Source organism: Rhizobium sp. RHZ01 (genome assembly GCF_014851595.1).
Taxonomy (GTDB): Bacteria; Pseudomonadota; Alphaproteobacteria; order Rhizobiales; family Rhizobiaceae; genus Rhizobium; species Rhizobium altiplani.
In genome coordinates, this window is sequence record NZ_JACUZZ010000031.1 from 1 (window position 1) to 17,341 (window position 17,341).

General features: G+C 58.0%; 14 protein-coding genes, 1 tRNA gene and 1 pseudogene. 7 read left to right on the top strand and 9 right to left on the bottom strand.

Annotated elements, in window-relative coordinates; translation table 11 throughout:
• The 4 genes and pseudogenes from IB248_RS25610 to IB248_RS25625 form a co-directional block, all read left to right on the top strand.
• Positions 1-390 (top strand): annotated as a pseudogene (locus IB248_RS25610) (integrase); the annotation flags it as partial.
• A gap of 160 nt (positions 391-550) precedes the next feature.
• Positions 551-2,110, top strand: coding sequence for a site-specific integrase (locus tag IB248_RS25615; RefSeq protein WP_192241860.1), 1,560 nt, complete (start codon positions 551-553; stop codon positions 2,108-2,110).
• 1,360 nt (positions 2,111-3,470) lie between these two features.
• Positions 3,471-4,115 carry a winged helix-turn-helix domain-containing protein gene (locus IB248_RS25620; protein ID WP_192241861.1) on the top strand — a complete coding sequence of 215 codons (645 nt, stop codon included), beginning with the start codon at positions 3,471-3,473 and terminating at the stop codon, positions 4,113-4,115.
• 668 nt (positions 4,116-4,783) lie between these two features.
• Positions 4,784-5,410 carry a recombinase family protein gene (locus IB248_RS25625; RefSeq protein ID WP_192241883.1) on the top strand — a complete coding sequence of 209 codons (627 nt, stop codon included), beginning with the start codon at positions 4,784-4,786 and terminating at the stop codon, positions 5,408-5,410.
• 135 nt (positions 5,411-5,545) lie between these two features.
• Here IB248_RS25625 and IB248_RS25630 read toward each other — a convergent pair whose 3' ends face one another.
• The 7 genes from IB248_RS25630 to IB248_RS25660 all read right to left on the bottom strand — a co-directional run bounded on the left by IB248_RS25630 (position 5,546) and on the right by IB248_RS25660 (position 14,113).
• Complete coding sequence (locus tag IB248_RS25630) at positions 5,546-6,907, bottom strand: hypothetical protein (protein WP_192241862.1); 1,362 nt, start codon at positions 6,905-6,907, stop codon at positions 5,546-5,548.
• A gap of 117 nt (positions 6,908-7,024) precedes the next feature.
• Positions 7,025-10,216 (bottom strand): type I restriction endonuclease subunit R, encoded by a 3,192-nt coding sequence (locus IB248_RS25635; RefSeq protein WP_192241884.1) that lies wholly within the window; start codon positions 10,214-10,216, stop codon positions 7,025-7,027.
• The gene (locus IB248_RS25640) at positions 10,216-10,647 is read right to left on the bottom strand and encodes a hypothetical protein (protein ID WP_192241863.1); all 432 of its coding nucleotides are present in this window, start codon (positions 10,645-10,647) and stop codon (positions 10,216-10,218) included. Before IB248_RS25640 ends, IB248_RS25635 begins: the two co-directional genes overlap by 1 nt.
• Entirely contained in the window at positions 10,644-11,033 is a 390-nt protein-coding gene (locus tag IB248_RS25645) for a hypothetical protein (RefSeq protein WP_192241864.1), read from the bottom strand. The genes IB248_RS25640 and IB248_RS25645 overlap by 4 nt, the downstream gene beginning before the upstream one ends.
• Entirely contained in the window at positions 11,030-12,325 is a 1,296-nt protein-coding gene (locus tag IB248_RS25650; RefSeq protein ID WP_192241865.1) for a restriction endonuclease subunit S, read from the bottom strand. The genes IB248_RS25645 and IB248_RS25650 overlap by 4 nt, the downstream gene beginning before the upstream one ends.
• Positions 12,306-13,874, bottom strand: coding sequence for a class I SAM-dependent DNA methyltransferase (locus IB248_RS25655; RefSeq protein WP_192241866.1), 1,569 nt, complete (start codon positions 13,872-13,874; stop codon positions 12,306-12,308). Before IB248_RS25655 ends, IB248_RS25650 begins: the two co-directional genes overlap by 20 nt.
• A gap of 164 nt (positions 13,875-14,038) precedes the next feature.
• A tRNA-Gln gene (locus IB248_RS25660) sits at positions 14,039-14,113 on the bottom strand.
• Between the two features lie 161 nt (positions 14,114-14,274).
• On the opposite strand from IB248_RS25660, the gene IB248_RS25665 reads away from it, so the two are divergent.
• Entirely contained in the window at positions 14,275-14,571 is a 297-nt protein-coding gene (locus IB248_RS25665; protein WP_018860464.1) for a cupin domain-containing protein, read from the top strand.
• Positions 14,572-15,489, top strand: coding sequence for an MBL fold metallo-hydrolase (locus tag IB248_RS25670; RefSeq protein WP_018860463.1), 918 nt, complete (start codon positions 14,572-14,574; stop codon positions 15,487-15,489).
• A gap of 74 nt (positions 15,490-15,563) precedes the next feature.
• Here IB248_RS25670 and IB248_RS25675 read toward each other — a convergent pair whose 3' ends face one another.
• A complete protein-coding gene (locus IB248_RS25675) occupies positions 15,564-16,469 on the bottom strand; it encodes a DUF1499 domain-containing protein (RefSeq protein WP_192241867.1) in 906 nt (301 codons plus the stop codon).
• A gap of 218 nt (positions 16,470-16,687) precedes the next feature.
• On the opposite strand from IB248_RS25675, the gene IB248_RS25680 reads away from it, so the two are divergent.
• Entirely contained in the window at positions 16,688-17,074 is a 387-nt protein-coding gene (locus IB248_RS25680; RefSeq protein WP_018860461.1) for a hypothetical protein, read from the top strand.
• 17 nt (positions 17,075-17,091) lie between these two features.
• Here IB248_RS25680 and IB248_RS25685 read toward each other — a convergent pair whose 3' ends face one another.
• Positions 17,092-17,337: a hypothetical protein gene (locus IB248_RS25685; RefSeq protein ID WP_018116436.1), complete on the bottom strand. Its 246-nt coding sequence runs from the start codon at positions 17,335-17,337 to the stop codon at positions 17,092-17,094.
• Positions 17,338-17,341: the final 4 nt, after the last annotated feature.

Consider the following 17,341-nt stretch of genomic DNA (forward strand, 5'->3'; position numbering starts at 1 on the left):
GACAATTTCCTGCAGCAGCAAGCCCGCTTCGACGACTTCGTCGAGGAGTTCAACAGCGAGCGGCCCCACCAGGCGCTCAACATGGCCTACCCGGCAGAGCGCTACGACGCGTCACCGCGCGCCTACCGCGGCCTACCCGATCTCGACTACCCGTTCCACGACCAGACAGTCACCGTCACAACATGCGGACGCATCTGCTACAAGCGGAAGAAGATCAATCTCAGTCTGGTCTTCGCCGGTCAGGCCGTCGGCATCAAACAGGTCGAAGACCATATCTGGCTGACAAGCTTTATGGACTACGATCTGGGATACTTCGATGACGAGACATGCAGGCTTGAACCTTTGCCGAACCCTTTCGGTCCAAAAGTGTTACCTATGTCTCAGGAATAAAACGTAACCTATGTGTCCAGAACGGACCGGAATTCAATGGCTGGGGCGCCAGGAGCCCCACCAATTTCTGGATAACTGTCAGAAATTATTATTATTGTTGACCTATTTCGATGCCGTGAGCTACTAACGTGTACTACTGATGTGTACTACCGGAGTGCAAATGGCAGATACTCGATACCTGAAACAGCGACGGCAGGGCTGGTACTTCGCGATGAAGGTTCCCGCTGATCTCATCGACAAAATGGGCAGGTCGGACATCGTTAAATCGCTGCGCACCCGTGATCTTACTCAGGCGCAGAGAGATCGATGGCCCCTGGTCGTAAGCTGGAACACCCAGTTTGAAGTGCTCCGTGGCACGCGTACATGGACGCCTGCCGAGATCGAGGAGAAGGCACAGGGGGAATACCAAGACACCCTTAAGATGCTTGCGGAGTACAATGAGAGCGGGGAGAACGTCGACATCTTCGCTGAGCTTGAGGCCGAGAAGTTGGAGGGAGGGAACCTATCTGATCTCGACCATGCCCTTGTTTCGGCCCGTATTGCAGCGGCAGCGGGACGCAGAGCAGCGATGGACGGGAGAACCTTTGCCCTACCAGTCGCCTTCGGACGTAACGGCATCGACATGGAAACCCTCCAGCCGGTGACCGCTAAGAAGCGAAAAACTGGAGAAGCGTTCGCCGACGCAGCCCGCCGCTATATCGAGGAAATCCAACGAGACGCATCCGCGAAGCTCACAGAGCAAACACGGGGCCAGTACGAAGCGGTGTATCGTTTGTTCGACCAGTGGGCCGGTATGCCGAGCCTGGATGACGTTGATCGCAAGCAAGCGGCGGAATTTCTCGACAAGATTGCCACGTTTGACCCTCACTGGGGGCGAAGCCCGCACACTAAGCAGCGGACATTCAGCGAAATCATCAGAGATTTTGGCAATCACAAGATCGGCCTCAGTAACAGGACGATCAATCGATATGCCACGGCCCTGTCCATGGTTTGGCAGTGGGCTAAGCGACGGGGACTATTGACGCGCGAAAACCCGTGGGAGGATCAATATCGTAAAATCGGGGAAAAACGGAAGACGCAGAAACTGCCGTACTCCATCGATGAATTGAAGGTACTCCTCGCCACACAGCCGGAGGTCCGCCCCGAGCAACAAAGCCACCCCAACACGCTCGCGTGGCTTTGCCACATCTCTGCTTACAGCGGCATGCGGTTGAACGAGATGTGTGACCGCAAGGTGGCTGATATCAAGCAAGAGGACGGCATCTGGTACTTCGACATCACCAATGCCAAGTCGGAAGCGGGTGATCGGAAGGTGCCCATTCATAGCCGTCTTATTGCTGCTGGCTTGCTCGACTTCATCCGCCATCACCAGAGCGAATGGCTTTTTCCCGCGTTGAAACCGGGCGGCCCTGACGGCAAGCGATCATGGTACATCTCGAAACGCTTTACCGAACACAGGCGAGCGTTAAAAATCACACGGCCTGACGAGCGAACAGGCAAAGACCGTGTTGACTTCCATTCGTTTCGACGCAGTGCAATCAAAGTTCTTGAGCGCGCCAGACTTCCTCAAACCGAGGCCGCGCAGGTTGTCGGCCATGATCGCGAGGGCATAACGTTCGGCACCTACAATCCGGAGGGATTGGATATCCAAGCCCTGCAACAGGTTGTCGAGGCGATCAAATATCCAGGGATTGAGAGGGAACTCGGGGCTGCGGCATAAGCACATTCGATCTCGGCGGTAGGAAGCCGTCAGGAGGGCCTGAAGTCGCGACGTTTGGCCTTGATCTCGGCAACGCCGTCTGGCACCAATGTCGTCCTTCTTATCGACGGATGATGAGCATCAGATGCCTAACTGTGACCACTGCGGCGGAGAGATCATCATACGGCGGATGGGTGGCAGGGCGATCCCAATCCACTTGAATGGAAGCTGCTCCACCTCTCCCTCGTCTGCCCGCCCGGGGTACAAGAACTACTCAAGCGACAGTTACTGCCGTCTCACGAATTGTCCTCGCTGCGGAGATCGAGTGCTGTTCATTCGCCACAACGGCGGAAGTGTGTGGATTGACCCCCCTCCAGGCCCGCCTTGGCCGAGACACGAAAAATGCTTCCCCCGCGAAAGCGGCGTGGGGCCGAGCATCGCTGCGGATACTTATCTCAACGGAACCTCTACATCCGGAAAAGCTATAGCGGTGGTAACCAGAGCGGAGGTTCACCTGCAAGAAACGCACACCATTCTGCACCTTCAGTACGAAGATGGTTCTGTAGTTGCCGTCTGGGTCAGAGGTGTTGCGGAACTGCAGGGTGAGCTGGTTATCTGCGACTACGCGAGGCGCGAGTTGAGATTTTGGAAGAGTCGATCTCAGGTATATGAGCTGATTTGAGCAGGTTATTTTAGCCCACGTACGCACCTCAACATTGCCTTTGGGTGTCACCCAGTGGCGCGCGTCTCGGCTCGACAGAAGCAGCACCTCAAGACTGGCTGATTGCTCGAAGCGATAACGCAGCGTAGCAATCTGCAAGACCGTCCCGTCTTGGTATCAGCTTCGATAGGGGCTGCCACAGCCGCGTACAGTGAGTATAGCCGGACGCCCCCGAAGCGCGTCAGCGACGCCTACGAGGCGAATAGCACCGTTCTTATCACGGGGTTTAGGAGCTGGCAGTTCTGGTTGAGCAATTCTCGATGAGTGCAATCCCAGATTACCCCTCCCTTAAGAGGAGGAAGAATAGTGTGCGGTTGAATTAGTCTCAACGACGCAACCCTTAATTACCCCCACCTTGAAGATAAATACGCGCTTGTGTGAACCACACCCCCGCGACCGCTCAGCGGAAGGATGGGCGAGCCGATATCGGGGAGTTGGTTCTACCGGGTTGGTGATCTCAGCGATTGCCGGGGTTCTGTCACTTCCAAGAGGAAGTGCTGAGATCATCACCAACTACAGCGCCCTCTATGCACACTGCCTACTGAGCGTCGTTGATCCTCGTTCATCTGGAAGAGACAGAAGCGCCAATTCGTAGCTCTCGGCTTCTGGCCTCTCCCACGCCCTCTTCCAGACCAACCTCATCCATTGCAAGAGACAAGAATGACCAATTATCGTGACTGGCTGGAAGGCCATAAGGAAGCTTCACGTGCGCGTGGAGGCCGCTCGATCAATCCACCGAGCAGGGTCGACGAAGGCTACTTCATCCGTGCGGAGCGGGAAGGCTGGAGCCACATCAGGAACTGCATCGGCTGGAAGCACGGTGAAATCGTCAACCCGATCACGGGGGAGATCGCCACGAAATGCCTCACCATTACCAAGCTCGCTGACCACCTCAACACGACATCACCCAAGCTCATCGACCAGATGGAAATGCTGCGATGGGTGGACCGTGTCCTGTCGGTGGAGAGTGTCCCGATGATCTGTGCCCCTGATCTACGGAAGCCACGATACCTTCGTCGGCCTGTAGCCACGCGCCTGGCTATCGAGGGAGGCTACTGCATCCCGATCACTGTGAGCCGCTCTATCGAAGTTGAGGAGCGGCGTATTAGTATGATCCTGATTACGCCCGACGGACAGAAGCTGCTTTCCACGAAACTCGGCCACGTCCCTCGTGGAGACAAGGCCCGCGACATCGTCAAGCACTTCCTTGAAGAAGGTCGCACTCAGGCGGCGATCGTCGAGCTGACTGGCTACTCGCAGCAATCCGTGAGCTACCATGTCAGGCGGCTCAAATCGGCTGCTTAGGCACATTAGGGATTGCTAAGACAAAGAAATGGCAAATATGCATAATTAAAAGCATAAGCGAGCCAAGGCAAAGTGATGGTGGTGACGACCCAGGATCATCTTCACCATCGACCACCTCCAGCCCCTCGTCGGGGAGACCAGGGATGGAGACTGAATAAAGGCTGACTGAGGTGGGGCTGATGTAATCAGATTATCTCAGGTGGTCTTTATGATAGATGGAGGTGATTAGAAACCTCATCCACACCTGAGAGTGCGCTGGCTTGCAGCTCAAATTTGAGCCGCATGTCGTTCGTTTTCGCATGTTGTGGTTACCTGCGCTCCTGTCACATTGTCTTCGCCCGAGGGGCCAGCCCGAAATATCTGGGAAAAAAATTTCTGGGGGCAGATCAGATATAAGGCTTCCGGCCAGTCCCCCCGTGCCCTGCACCGGCTTTGAACATCGGCATGAGGGAGGTGCCAGCTTGCGCAGGCTTGTGCTGCCCGTACCTCTCCCGCTGGCACTGAGCCCCAGGCGGGGTGTCGAGAGGCCAGCGCAGTATTCCAGCAAGCCGGTGTCATTGGAGTACACCTCTTTCGAACCGTCGCCCATTGGTTCGATAAATTAGTCTTGACAACCCAAAGCGAACCGACGATAAGCGAACCATCCAAAACGAACTGAGATGGTTTCAATGCATGTCCGCGCTTACCTTCGTGCCAGCACCAAAGACCAAGACGCCAACCGCGCTAAGGACGACCTTTTCAGGTTCGCTGAGGAGCGCGGGCTGAAGATCGCTGCCAGCTACGTGGAGAACGAAAGCGGGGCATCCCTAAAGCGTCCCGAGCTGTTCCGCCTTCTGAATGACTGCCACCCGGGCGATATCCTTCTCGTGGAGCAGGTTGACCGGCTTAGCCGTTTGAACGCTGAGGATTGGGAGCGCCTTAAGGCCGAGATACAGAGCCGTAGGGTGAAGGTGGTTGCACTCGACCTACCAACCTCTTGGATGATGGCCACGGCCGGCAAGGATGATATCCAAAGCCGCATGCTCGATGCCATTAACGGAATGATGCTGGACATGCTGGCAGCGATTGCCCGCAAAGACTACGAGGACCGCAGACGGCGGCAGGCTCAAGGCATTGTAACCGCCAAGGCGCGAGGAGCTTATAGGGGACGCCCCGAGGACGGGGAGCGTAACGCTGGCATCGTCAAGATGCTGGAGAGCGGCATGAGCTGGAACACCATCGTCGCTGCCACCGGCTGCTCACGGTCTACATTGGCTCGGCTCGCGAAACGTATAGCAGGTCAGGCACCTACCTAATTCTCGGGCGCGCGTCTCTTCTACCCTGATTATGTGTTTTGGCTTCATCCATCCTCTCCCTCAATGGGACTATTTCGTATCTGGTCCAGCTCAGACAGAGGAACAGTATTCGCTCAGGATGCCACGCCATTTCATTTACGGCTGCGAATTGGGTACGAGGCTCCTGGTGAAGTCGAACAGTCGATCAGCTGAGGGGGGCGCCTCTACCTGGCCAACAAGGTTCATAAGGTCTTCCTTGCACAGCAACGCCACACCCAGGACTTCAGCTTGCAGACGATGAGCAGCCGTCTCTTGTCGGGACAGGCTGGTCGCAACCACAGGCAAAATCGAAGAGGGGCGAGACACCGAGGCCGAAAGGCTGTGAGCTATGGCCTTAGTCCTATCGGCCAGCTTCTGGAGTTTTCCTTTGGCGTTAATGTCTCCTGTAGTGCATTCGACAACATAGAGGTGATCTCGGTCTGAGAGCGCGAGGATATCTGGAGCATCGGTGAGTTTGGGTATCTGTCCGTATTTCAGCACGCGCAGCCCCAAAAGGGAAAATAGTAAGCCAACCCGTTCCTCAAAGTCCGTGCGCTGTCCCGACAAATCATCGACGACGAGGCTACGGGCGGGATCGATCGCGATGTGCACGTCGAGGAGGCGATTGAACGTTTGGGTCTGATCCCTCACCCACCACTTTTGAATATGCTCCGACCCGTATCTCAAGGAAGTCAAGGCCAGTGGCGTATTCGCCAGCGGCAGATCAAGGGCTCCCACTAATCGGTGGGGTTCCTGCTTCCACGTGAACTGGTCGCCAGCAACGGTAAAGCGGCGGACGCCATCTCGGGTAAAAGCTTTCACGCCCAATGTGATCTTGCTAATTTGAGCCCTTGGGGCGGCGACGATGCCCACCTTCAACAGCCCACTTTCGATTTTTGACAGTGGCTCGATCTCGCTGACAGGCGCAAGCACTACCTCGGTGATGCACTTTCCACCCTCAGAGGCAAATTGAACTGGGATACTGAAGTCCTCGAAGAGGTCGAGCATATTTTCATACGGCTCGATGTGAGACAGCAGTTCCAGATCAAGCTGCATCTGTTCGGTCGTTCCAAAGCCACTTAGACTCGGGGCTTCCAGCCGCAAGGTAGGAAATCGTCGAGCGTCTGGATATTCAGGTGGGTAGAGGCGATGAAATGTCGCATTCGTCTCTGTGCCGCCTCGAAATACATGTCCCACCGCTGCCTCGACAGCGACAAACGGGTCGGCGAGAGTTTCTTCGACAGCGGCGCGTGGGTCATCGAGTGATTGAATGCCACTATAGGCCCGAATGGAACTCGTCGTCACAGTCTTCTCAGGGGCCAGGTTGATTGGAGGAAACGCCCCAAACAGGACGCGACAAAACCGCACCTCCCAACTGATGCCATGGCGGACTGCCACCCAAGTCCTATGCACTGATTGAAAGGTATCAGCTGTATCACGAGCTAAAAGCGTGAACTCAGGTGAATTGAACAGTGTCACGGTTGGATGCCCCCTCCGGCCTCGGTCATTTGTTGCACAACCAACTTCAGGATTTCACACGCTCGGGCATCGGCTCGCCAGGCGGAAACCGCTGGTTTGGCTGCGTAGGCCGCGCGCTTAGTGGACAGCGATCTCTCTTAGAAGCACCTCGGCCTGCGCTAATACTGTTTGAACCGCCTCCTGTTCCAAATCCGGCGGGTAGCCAAATCTCTTCAGGATTTTTTTCACAAGTACCCGCATTCGGGCGCGGGCGCTCGCCTTGTGCTGCCAATCGACAGTGACCGACTTGCGCATCTGCTCGACCAACTCGTGCGCAATCACCCGCAATTGTTCGCTGCCCATGGCCTGAACAGCACTATCATTGGCGGCAAGTGCATCATAGAAGGCGATTTCTTCTTGAGAGAGGCCCAGTTCTTCACCCCTCGCCGCAGCCGCCTGCATCTCCTTGGCCAGCGCGATCAATTCCTGGATCATCTCGACGGTAGAGATCGCATTTGCATGGTAGCGAGCCATCGCCTCTTCCAGCCGCTTAGAGAATGCCTTGGACTGGACCACGTTGGATTGCGAGCGGCTCTTGATCTCACCATTCAGCAGTTTCTTTAGGGCCTCCAACGCGAGGTTTTTCCTCTCCATGCGCTGAATGTCAGCGAGGAACTCATCAGACAGGACGGAGATGTCCGGCGATTGCAGCCCGGCGGCTTTGAGAATGTCGACGATCTCGGCATTGGCCACCACCTGATTGAGCAACTGCTCGACGGCCAGCGACTTGGCCTTGTCCGACATCTTGCCGGTGGCAGTCGTCTTCACGAGCGCGGCACGCACGGCCTGGAAGAAGCCGACCTCGTCGCGAATATCCGCTGCCGCGTCGCTTGCCGAGGCTAATGCATATGCCTTGCTCAATTCCAGCACCGCATCCTGGTAACGGCGGTGCGCCTTCTTCTTGGCCTCAATGCCCTCGACTTTCGCGGCCTCCTTCTCCTGCCACTTCAGTATCCAATCGATACCATCAGCCAGGGCCCTCAAGCGTTGCTGCGGGGCGCCCACGATGCCGAGACTATAGTCGTGGGCGTTGAACATGGCGCGCACGATCTCGTACTTCTCCAGGAGAACCGCAACCGCTTCATCCTCGTCGATGCCTGTCTTGTCTCGGTCAGACTGGGAGTATTGCGCCAATGCCTTCTTCAGATTCTGGGCGATGCCGATGTAGTCGACGATCAACCCACCCGGCTTGTCCTTGAAGACGCGGTTGACGCGGGCGATCGCCTGCATCAGGCCGTGGCCATGCATGGGCTTGTCGACGTACATGGTATGCATGCAAGGCGCGTCGAAGCCAGTCAGCCACATGTCGCGCACGATCACCAACTTCAACGGATCATCGAGCTTGCGGGCACGCTTCGCGAGATCGTCGCGCCGCTTCTTGCTGCCGATGTGCGGCTGCCATTCGAGAGGGTCGGAGGCGGAGCCGGTCATCACGATCTTGATCGCGCCCTTGTCGTCATCGTCCGAATGCCACTCAGGGCGAAGTGCAATGATTTCATTGTAGAGGTCGACGCATATGCGGCGGCTCATGGAGACCGCCATCGCCTTGCCATCCATGCCCTCGATGCGATGCTCCAGGTGAGCGACGAGATCGGCCGCGATCTGCGAGAGGCGCTTCTTCGAACCGACCAGCCGCTCGACGGTCGTCCACTTGGCCTTCTGCTTCTCCTGCTCGCTCAGGGTCTCGTCTTCGAGCATGGCCTCGATCTCTGCATCGATCTTCGGCTTCTCGTCCTCGTTCAGCTCAATGCGGGCCAGCCGGCTCTCGTAATAAATCGGGACCGTCGCCTTGTCTTCGACCGCCCGGCTGATGTCGTAGATATCGATGTATTCGCCGAAGATTGCGGGCGTGTTGACATCCTCTGCCTCAATTGGCGTTCCGGTAAAGCCGATGAAGGAGGCGTTCGGCAGCGCCTCGCGGATGTAGTGAGCATACCCATAGCGCCGCCTGCCGGTTTCCTTATCCAGCTTAGCGTCGAACCCGTATTGGCTGCGGTGCGCCTCGTCCGCCATGACGATCACGTTGCGGCGATCCGTCAGCATCGGGAAGCGCTCCTCGCCTGCCTCGGGCGTGAATTTCTGTACCGTCGTGAAAATCACTCCGCCGGACGCTCGGTTCAAAAGCCGCCGCAGATCGTCCCGGCTGTTGGCCTGTTCGGGCGTCTGGCGGATGAGGTCGCGGCAGAGATTGAATGTACCGAAGAGCTGATCGTCGAGGTCGTTACGGTCGGTCAGGACTATTAGCGTTGGGTTTTCCAGTTCCCGAGAACGGATGATCAATCCGCCGAGAAAGGCCATCAGGAAGCTTTTGCCGGAGCCCTGGGTATGCCAGATCACGCCGATCTTGCGGTTGCCGTCCGGCTTCGCCGCCTCGATGGCACTGGCAATCGCCTTGCGGGCACCGTGGAACTGATGATAGCCGCCGATGATCTTGAACGGTCCCGCCCCCTGGTCACCGAACACGATGAAGTCGCGGATAAGCGCCAGGAACCGCTCTTTGTCGAACACGCCCCGCAGCAGCGTATCCATCTCGTAAGGACCATGCGGCGTGAAGTCGCCCTCAGCCCCGGTGACAGAGCGCCAAGGCATAAAACGCTCCTCGTCCGCCGTTAGCGAGCCAATGCGCGCCAGCATGCCATCAGAGGCGACCAGCACCGCATTGGCGCGAAAGAGCGAGGGCACCTGCGCCTTGTAGGTCTGGAGCTGCTGGAAGGCGTGGTCGATCGTCGCCGTCTCGCTGCCCGCGTTCTTTAGTTCGATGATACCGAGTGGCAGGCCGTTGACGAAGACCATCACGTCCGGGCGACGGGTAAACTTGCCTTCGACGACTGTGAACTGGTTGGTCACGAGCCAGTCGTTGTTGGCAGGGTTGTCGAGGTCGATCAGCCAGACCTTGTCCCCCTTCACTTCGCCATCGCCGATGCCGAACTCGACATCGACACCTTCCGCGATTAGCCTGTGAATACGCCGGTTTTCCTCCACCAGGGAAGGCGTTTCGGTCACCAGCAATTGCCTGATCGCCTGCTCGCGAGCATCAGCCGGGATTGTCGAGTTCAGCCGCGCAACTACCGACCGCAGGCGTTCGATCAGCAGCACATCGCCATAGGCCTCACGGGCGGGTGCGGTGCCATCAGGAGAAATGGTCGCAGCGTTCTCGTATGCGTAACCAAGGTCTCGGAAGGTGCCAATTACAGCCTCTTCGACAAGGCCTTCGTTGAAGCCACTCTTGCTGTGTTCGGAAGCTGACTGCGTGTAGAGGACATCGTCCATCACCAGACCTCAAAACGTTCAAGGTTGCGCTCCCCGGCTTGCTGCCGCAGCGCGGATCGAAACTCTTCTTTGATCACACCGGCATCGCGGGAGGCGGTAGTCAAGTGGTCCACATCAGGAATTGCGGCGAGCCAAAGGGCCTCAAACTCTGCCGCGGTCAGTCGCTCAACTTCTTTCTGAAGAAGGGCATCCAGAATGCTGTCCCACGGCTCATCGTCATCAAAGTGCGGGCCGCTTTGCGCATCGTGGCAAAGCTCATCCCAAAGGCTCTTGTGCTCGTAGTCGCCACCAAAGACGCCAGAAGCCTGCCTACGCTGGAGGGCGTAGATGATCCGCCTCGCAGCACGCTGATTGTACTCTGCGGCAAGCCGAAACAGGGTGGACTGAGCTGCACACTCCAGATCGTAGCGAGCGCTGGAGGTGTCCATCATCTTGCGCCCTTCACTGCATCCAGGATGGCATCCAGATCTCCAACCGTCTTCGGCACGAAACGCCACGCGTCCCCGCGATGCAGTCGATCCATTGTTTTGAGTGCAGAGTGGCGACCATATTTGCCGGGTTCGCTGTAGGTCTCGCCTCCCGGCCGCCCCTCCCCGCCGAGCGCCCGCGCCCCCAAGCCAGAAATAGCCCTCGCCTCGCACCATAGCTGCAGATTGCTACCCTTTACGATGATCACCACCTCGACCCCGCCGAGCGCGGAATTGGGCATGACATATCGGCGGGCGTGAATGTTCTGATGATTGGACCGGTGGACAGCAGCCTCCTTGTCGAGCCTCGCTGTTGCCTGCTTCTTGATCAGCTCTGCCTGTGCTGTCATTGCGCCGCGTCCAACACTTCATCCGCTTCTTGAAGCCGGATTTCGCCGGACATAAGCTTCGGGAGCAGGAGGTCTCGGGTCGCGACGAGGGTGTGGCTCTCCCGCTTGTTATGTTCGATCTTTGCGATCATCGGGGCAGTGATGCTGGAGAACCCATCTGCCATCTTAGGCGGAATGGCGGGCATCGGCGTTGCCAAGATCACATCCGGCCGAACCGCGGGGTAAGCTCCACCGTCAGCCAGCTTCTCAAGTCGCTCAATGTTGTCGCGTGAGGTAGCAGCACAGTAGACAATCTCAGAATGTTCTCGTCTCGTTGGGCGAAGCACGGCGAAGCCTGTGCTGCCCGTCAACCCATCGCTACCTATGTAAGCGTACGAGCCATTGCCTGGCCGCACTGTGCCGACGATAGTATCGCCCTCTCTTAACACCCGTCGCGCCCGACTTGGCGCTTCAGTCCAGGTGAAGAGGGTCGTACTTTCGATCGCGCCCCACTTTGTGTTGGACAGGTCAACATACTTGATCTCGGACGGCGCGGTCCGCGCACCCCAGCTCTCGATGTTAAGACCGGCGAACTGGCTCAGGTCGCCCTCTCTCCAACCCTCTGGCAGCCCGTTCTCCCCGAACTTTGCCGGGAAGAGATCAGCCAGTCGTTGCGCCCGTTCGGCATCGGTGACGAGGCCCCCCATGATCTCGATGAAATCCGTTACACCCTGTTGTCTGCGGCGGGTCGGGCCGAAGTCGACGAACCAGTCACGGAAGATCGCCTGGGCCATCGCCTCCAGCGTCTCGTTCATCTGCCGGTTCAGTTCGATCTTGTCATCGAGGGCTGATAGTATGCAAACGGCCTGTTCCTGATAGCTTAAACTCGGAAGCATAAACCTGTAGGTCGCCAATTTACTGAAATAAATACGTTCTCGGACCGATCCCTCGCCCGCGCTTTCGATCCAATTGCGCCATACGTCAGATTTCGTGTGGTAGTAAAAGTAGTCTGGTACGAGCAAACCTTGGGTACAAGAAAACACTACATAATCAGGACTGACGATGCCTTCTGGCCGCCCTTGGAAGAGAAATCCGATCGAGCCGATATTCAGTCGCATCGGGTTATATGCGAACATCCCGGTGCCAACCAATTTGTAGCGAGAGAGGTCCTTTGACTGGTATCTTGGCTCAGCGGTCAGGCCCGACGCCTTGTCGACACCGAATACCGCTCCTTCGTAGGCAACCGATCCATGTCGTCGCTTTTCTTCTTGCGCGACCTCACCAAGAACCACTTCACGCATCGGAATTCTCATCTGCCATCATGTCAAGCATAGCAAATAAAGCACTGTCGAGACGCTGAGAGACAGCCATTTGCTCTCTCAGGCGCACTCGTAGCTCGTCGAACTTTTCAACAAATCCAAGGTCTTCGTCTGTATCGGCTGCCGTGCCGATGTAGCGTCCTGGCGTTAGAACGCATCCATGCTGCCGGACCTGCTCAATCTTAACTGCACTGCAGAAGCCGGGCACATCTTGGTATTCAGACCATCCATTGACCTGCCGCGTTTCCGGCTTAGCTCGCCAACTGTGATAGGTGCTTGCAACTTTCCCTATCTCCTCGTCTGAAAAGACCCGCCTTATCCTGTCCTCGACGTGACCAAGTTTGCGGGCGTCAATGAACAGGATTTCGCCGCGCCGGTCACGGTGGCCATTGGCGCTCTTGTCGCGAGCGAGTATCCACAGGCAGGCTGGGATTGGCGTGGAATAGAAGAGCTGGCCCGGCAATGCCACCATGCAATCCACTTGATCGGCCTCGATCATCGCCTTGCGAATGTCGCCTTCGCCCGACTGCTGCGAGGACATGGAGCCATTGGCCAACACCACGCCAGCCGAGCCCCTTGGAGCGAGATGGTGGATGATGTGCTGCAGCCAGCCGAAGTTGGCATTGCTCTTGGGCGGCGTGCCAAACTTCCAGCGAGCGTCCTCCGCCAGCCGGTCTCCGCCCCAGTCGGAGATGTTGAAGGGCGGGTTGGCGAGTATGAAGTCGGCCTTCAGGTCCTGGAACTCGTCGCGATGAAAACTGCCTTCGTTGTTCCAGCGGATGTCCGCGTCGATGCCCTGCACAGCGAGATTCATCTTGGCGAGCCGCCACGTCGTGTGGTTGATCTCCTGGCCATAGACGGCGATATCGTTCCGCCTGCCGCCGTGCTCCTCGATAAACTTCTCCGACTGCACGAACATACCGCCCGAGCCGCAGCAGGGATCGTAAACGCGGCCCTTGTAGGGCTCCAGCATCTCGACCAGCGTGCACACCACTGAGCGAGGCGTGAAGAACTCGCCACCACGCTTGCCTTCCGAACTCGCAAAGCCGGAGAGGAAGTACTCGTAGACACGGCCCAGAAGGTCCTTCGCCTTGTCATTGCTGTCATGCATGCCGATGTTGGAGAAAAGGTCGATCAATTCGCCGAGCATCGTCTTGTTGAGCGTCGGGCGTGCATAGTTCTTCGGCAGCACGCCCTTTAGCCCCTCATTCGAGGGCGCCTTTTCGATCGCCTCCATCGCCTCGTCGATCAGCTTCCCGATCTCAGGCCGCTTGGCACTCGCCTGCAGATAGCTCCAGCGCGCCTCCTTCGGCACCCAGAAGACATTCTCCGCGAGATACTCCTCCGGGTCTTCCGCATCCGCGTACTCGTCCGCTTCGAGCTTGGCATGTAGTCCGTCAAAAGCATCCGAGATGTATTTCAGGAAGATGAGACCGAGCGCGACATGCTTGTATTCGGAGGGCTCCAGATTGCCCCGGAGTTTGTCAGCTGCCTTAAAAAGCTCAGCCGTGAAGCTGAGGTCACCATTCACTTCTTTCGCCACGTATGCGCCCCCAAATCAGTGACGCTGACGATAGGATGCCGACATGACGGGTGTAAAGGATAAAGCGCAAGTCTCAGTTGTTCACCCAGCGTGTACCACTGACGTGTACCACCGGCGACACACAACGTCACCTAAATAACTGAATTTATTGCGAAAATAGAATATGGCTGGGGCGCCAGGATTCGAACCTGGGAATGCCGGTACCAAAAACCGGTGCCTTACCGCTTGGCGACGCCCCACCAGAGCTTGAAAGCGGAGACCCGCTTGCCAAATCGACGCCTGCTTAGCAAAGCTCGCTTGACGTCACAATCATTAAGTTTCTGGCCATTGCATATTTCTGTGCGCATTTTGCGTCACCATGCTAGGTCTCGCGTCAGCCGTCCAGGACGATGGAGTAACGATGAGCCAGTACCGCGCCCGCCCGCCTGCCCTCGCAACGCTACTGCTCGACGATGCCGTGGTTCGGATCACGCGCTGGGACTTCGAGCCGGGAGCCGATACGGGCATCCATACACATGGGATGGGCTATGTCGTCGTGCCGATGACCGATTGCCAGTTCCTGCTGGAGGAAAAGGACGGCAGCCGCAGGGTCGATATTGCCAAGGGCGCTGCCTACCGCCGCGACGCCGGAATCGAGCACAATGTCGTCAATGCCGGCGATCAGCCGATGTCCTTCATCGAGATCGAATACAAGTAAATGGCAAGTCCCGAGTTCAATTTGGCCTTCGAGCCCGCCTATGGCCAGGCCGTGCCTGTTGCCTCAGACGTGCAGCGCATTACGGTCAACAATCCGAGCGCCTTCACGTTTCACGGCACGAACAGCTACATCGTCGGGGATCGCTCCGTGGCGGTCATCGATCCTGGGCCGGAGGACGAGGCACACTTGCAGGCATTGATGGCAGCGCTCGATGGACGCGAGGTCACCCATATCTTCATCAGTCATACCCATCGCGACCACTCCCCGCTGTCTCGGCGCCTGCAGGCGGCGACCGGGGCGCGGATCGTCGCCGAGGGACCACACCGCGCTGCCCGGCCACTGCATCAGGGCGAGATCAATCCCTTCGCCGAAAGCTCGGACCTGGAATTCCGGCCCGACGTCACAATCGGCGACGGCGAGACGATCGAGGGCGACGGCTGGGGGCTGACGGGCGTGTTGACGCCCGGGCATACCGCCAATCACGCGGCCTTCGCGCTCGAGGGAACCGGGATCCTGTTTTCCGCCGATCATGTCATGGGGTGGGCTACCTCCATCGTCGCGCCGCCCGATGGCTCGATGGCCGACTACATGGCCTCCCTCGACAAGCTGATCGAGAGGCACGACCGCCTGCTGCTTCCCGGACATGGCGGCCCCGTCCGCAAGCCGATCTCTTTCATGCGAGCCCTGAAGACGCATCGGCGGATGCGCGAACGCGCCGTGCTCGGCCGCATCCGCGCTGGCGATACGAACATCCCCGACATGGTGAAGGTGATCTATCGCGAGACGGATCCGCGCCTGCATGGCGCTGCCGCGCTTTCGGTTCTTGCCCATATCGAGGATCTGGTGGAGCGGGGTGAGATCGAAACGGATGGACCGCCTGCCCTTTTCGGCTCCTACCGACCTGCAACACGGAAATAGCTTACGTCGGCGCCTGTATTTGCCGACGACAAGCCTGTCATCGTCTTCGATGGCAGATATTGAGGCGAACGAGGCTAGCTGCCAGCGATGCCGAGCAATTCGGAATCGAGCGCCTTGAGGTAGTTCTCCGCGATATCGGCGCTGAGGCCGAGATCATGCGGGCCGTAGCGCGAGGCGACCCTGACGTCGACGAAGGTGGTTTCCGCTTCCTCCCGCAAGCGGATGACGATGTCGAAACGCAGGCCGAGAACCAAGGTGCGGGTTTCGCCCTGCAGCGTTACGCCATTGGCCCGGCGAATCAGCTGCGCAACGTCGTCGTAGGGCCGTGGCGTCGGGACCGGCACGGCTTCTGGCGCCTCAGCAACCGCGGCGTCATCTGGCTGCGGCTTCGCCGGTCGCTTCTCGAGATCGGGGCTTGGCTCGCTGTCACCGTCGGCGCGGGTAATGCGGATGCCATTCTCCTTGGCGACCTTCTTGACGGCTTCGAGCACGCGGTCGATAGCGCCGTCGTAGCGACGGCCTGTGAGTTCCGGGTAGGCTTCGAGCTGCTTTTCGCGGTCCTCAGGCGTGACCGCCGGCTCTCGCTTCAGCCAGATCTGATCTGCGTTCGGCGTCTTCAGCCAGTCCGGCGCCGAGACGATATCGGTTGACACGTCGTAGATCGCCGGCAGCGCGAAATAGCGTTCGGCGGCAATCCCGCCGATGGCGAGCGGAAGGGCCACATAAATCAAGGCTTTCAAGGCATCGAGCCCGCCTTCGGCACCCGTCAGCCAGAGGCTGCGCAGCCCGGCAACGGCAAGCAAGGTCCCAAGCAGCGCGAAGCCCGCGGAGACGAGCAGAACCAGCACAAGGTATGGCGTAGAAAGGCCGGCGAAGCGATGACCAACCAGAGCCGCAAGGCAGAGAACCAGGGCAAACGCTGCGAAGCGCCGCGAGAAGCGGGCAGCATTTGAAACAGGGCGGTCGAAACGGATTGCCATCAAACTTACCGGTTACTCGCAAGCGGCGCGTCCCGCATGAACGCGCAAAATCGCCCTCCACTTGTTTAGTGCAAGATTCGCCTAAATTGAAACTGTTGTGTCATTCCGATGGGCGCAATCCACGGGGAAGACGACAATGGCATGCGTAAGCATTTTCTGATATTCCTTGATTTGCAGTTGTATGGTTTGGGTCGCAACCGACCAACAGGAGAAGGGCAATGATTGCACCGGAGCCCGCATCGGGAACCCAGTCGCCGACGCTGGGCGCAGCCGATCATGCAGATCCGCTTCTGCCGATAGAGCTTCTGGAACTGGAATTGTCGCTCGACGGATACGATGGCAAATCCGACTTCTGCGAAACCGTCCGCGTAGCATCCGCCAAGGCTGGCGGAGAATTCCTGTTTGATCTTCCCGCCGAGGGATTGATGGACGATTGCAAGCGCATTGCAGTGCTGCGCATCCCGTCCATGAGCGAACAGATGCGTGTCGTTCTTGCCGTGCTGGATCACAGCGGCACGGAAATCCGCATGGAAGCGCCGGATCCTGCGACGGCCCACCTCATCCGCTTCGCCGACGCCTTCATCAAGGTTCTTGAACGGTTCTGACCTAGAGCCTTTCGGCTCTAATCGCGTTGCGCCGCTGCTTCAGCCAGGCTGCGGAACGGGAATTTGCGCCCGCACTCACACTTGATCATGGAAGTTTCCTGATGGTTGGACGCGCGCTGGATGAAGAAGCCGCGCGGTAGATGATCGACGCTAAAGCCCGGATGCTTGCGCTTCGGATCATCCGTCTCGGACGCTTCCGCAAAGCCGGCGTTGCCGCATTGCGGGCAGGTCAGTTTCTTCGAGAATCGATCGCGTAGTGCCATGTTT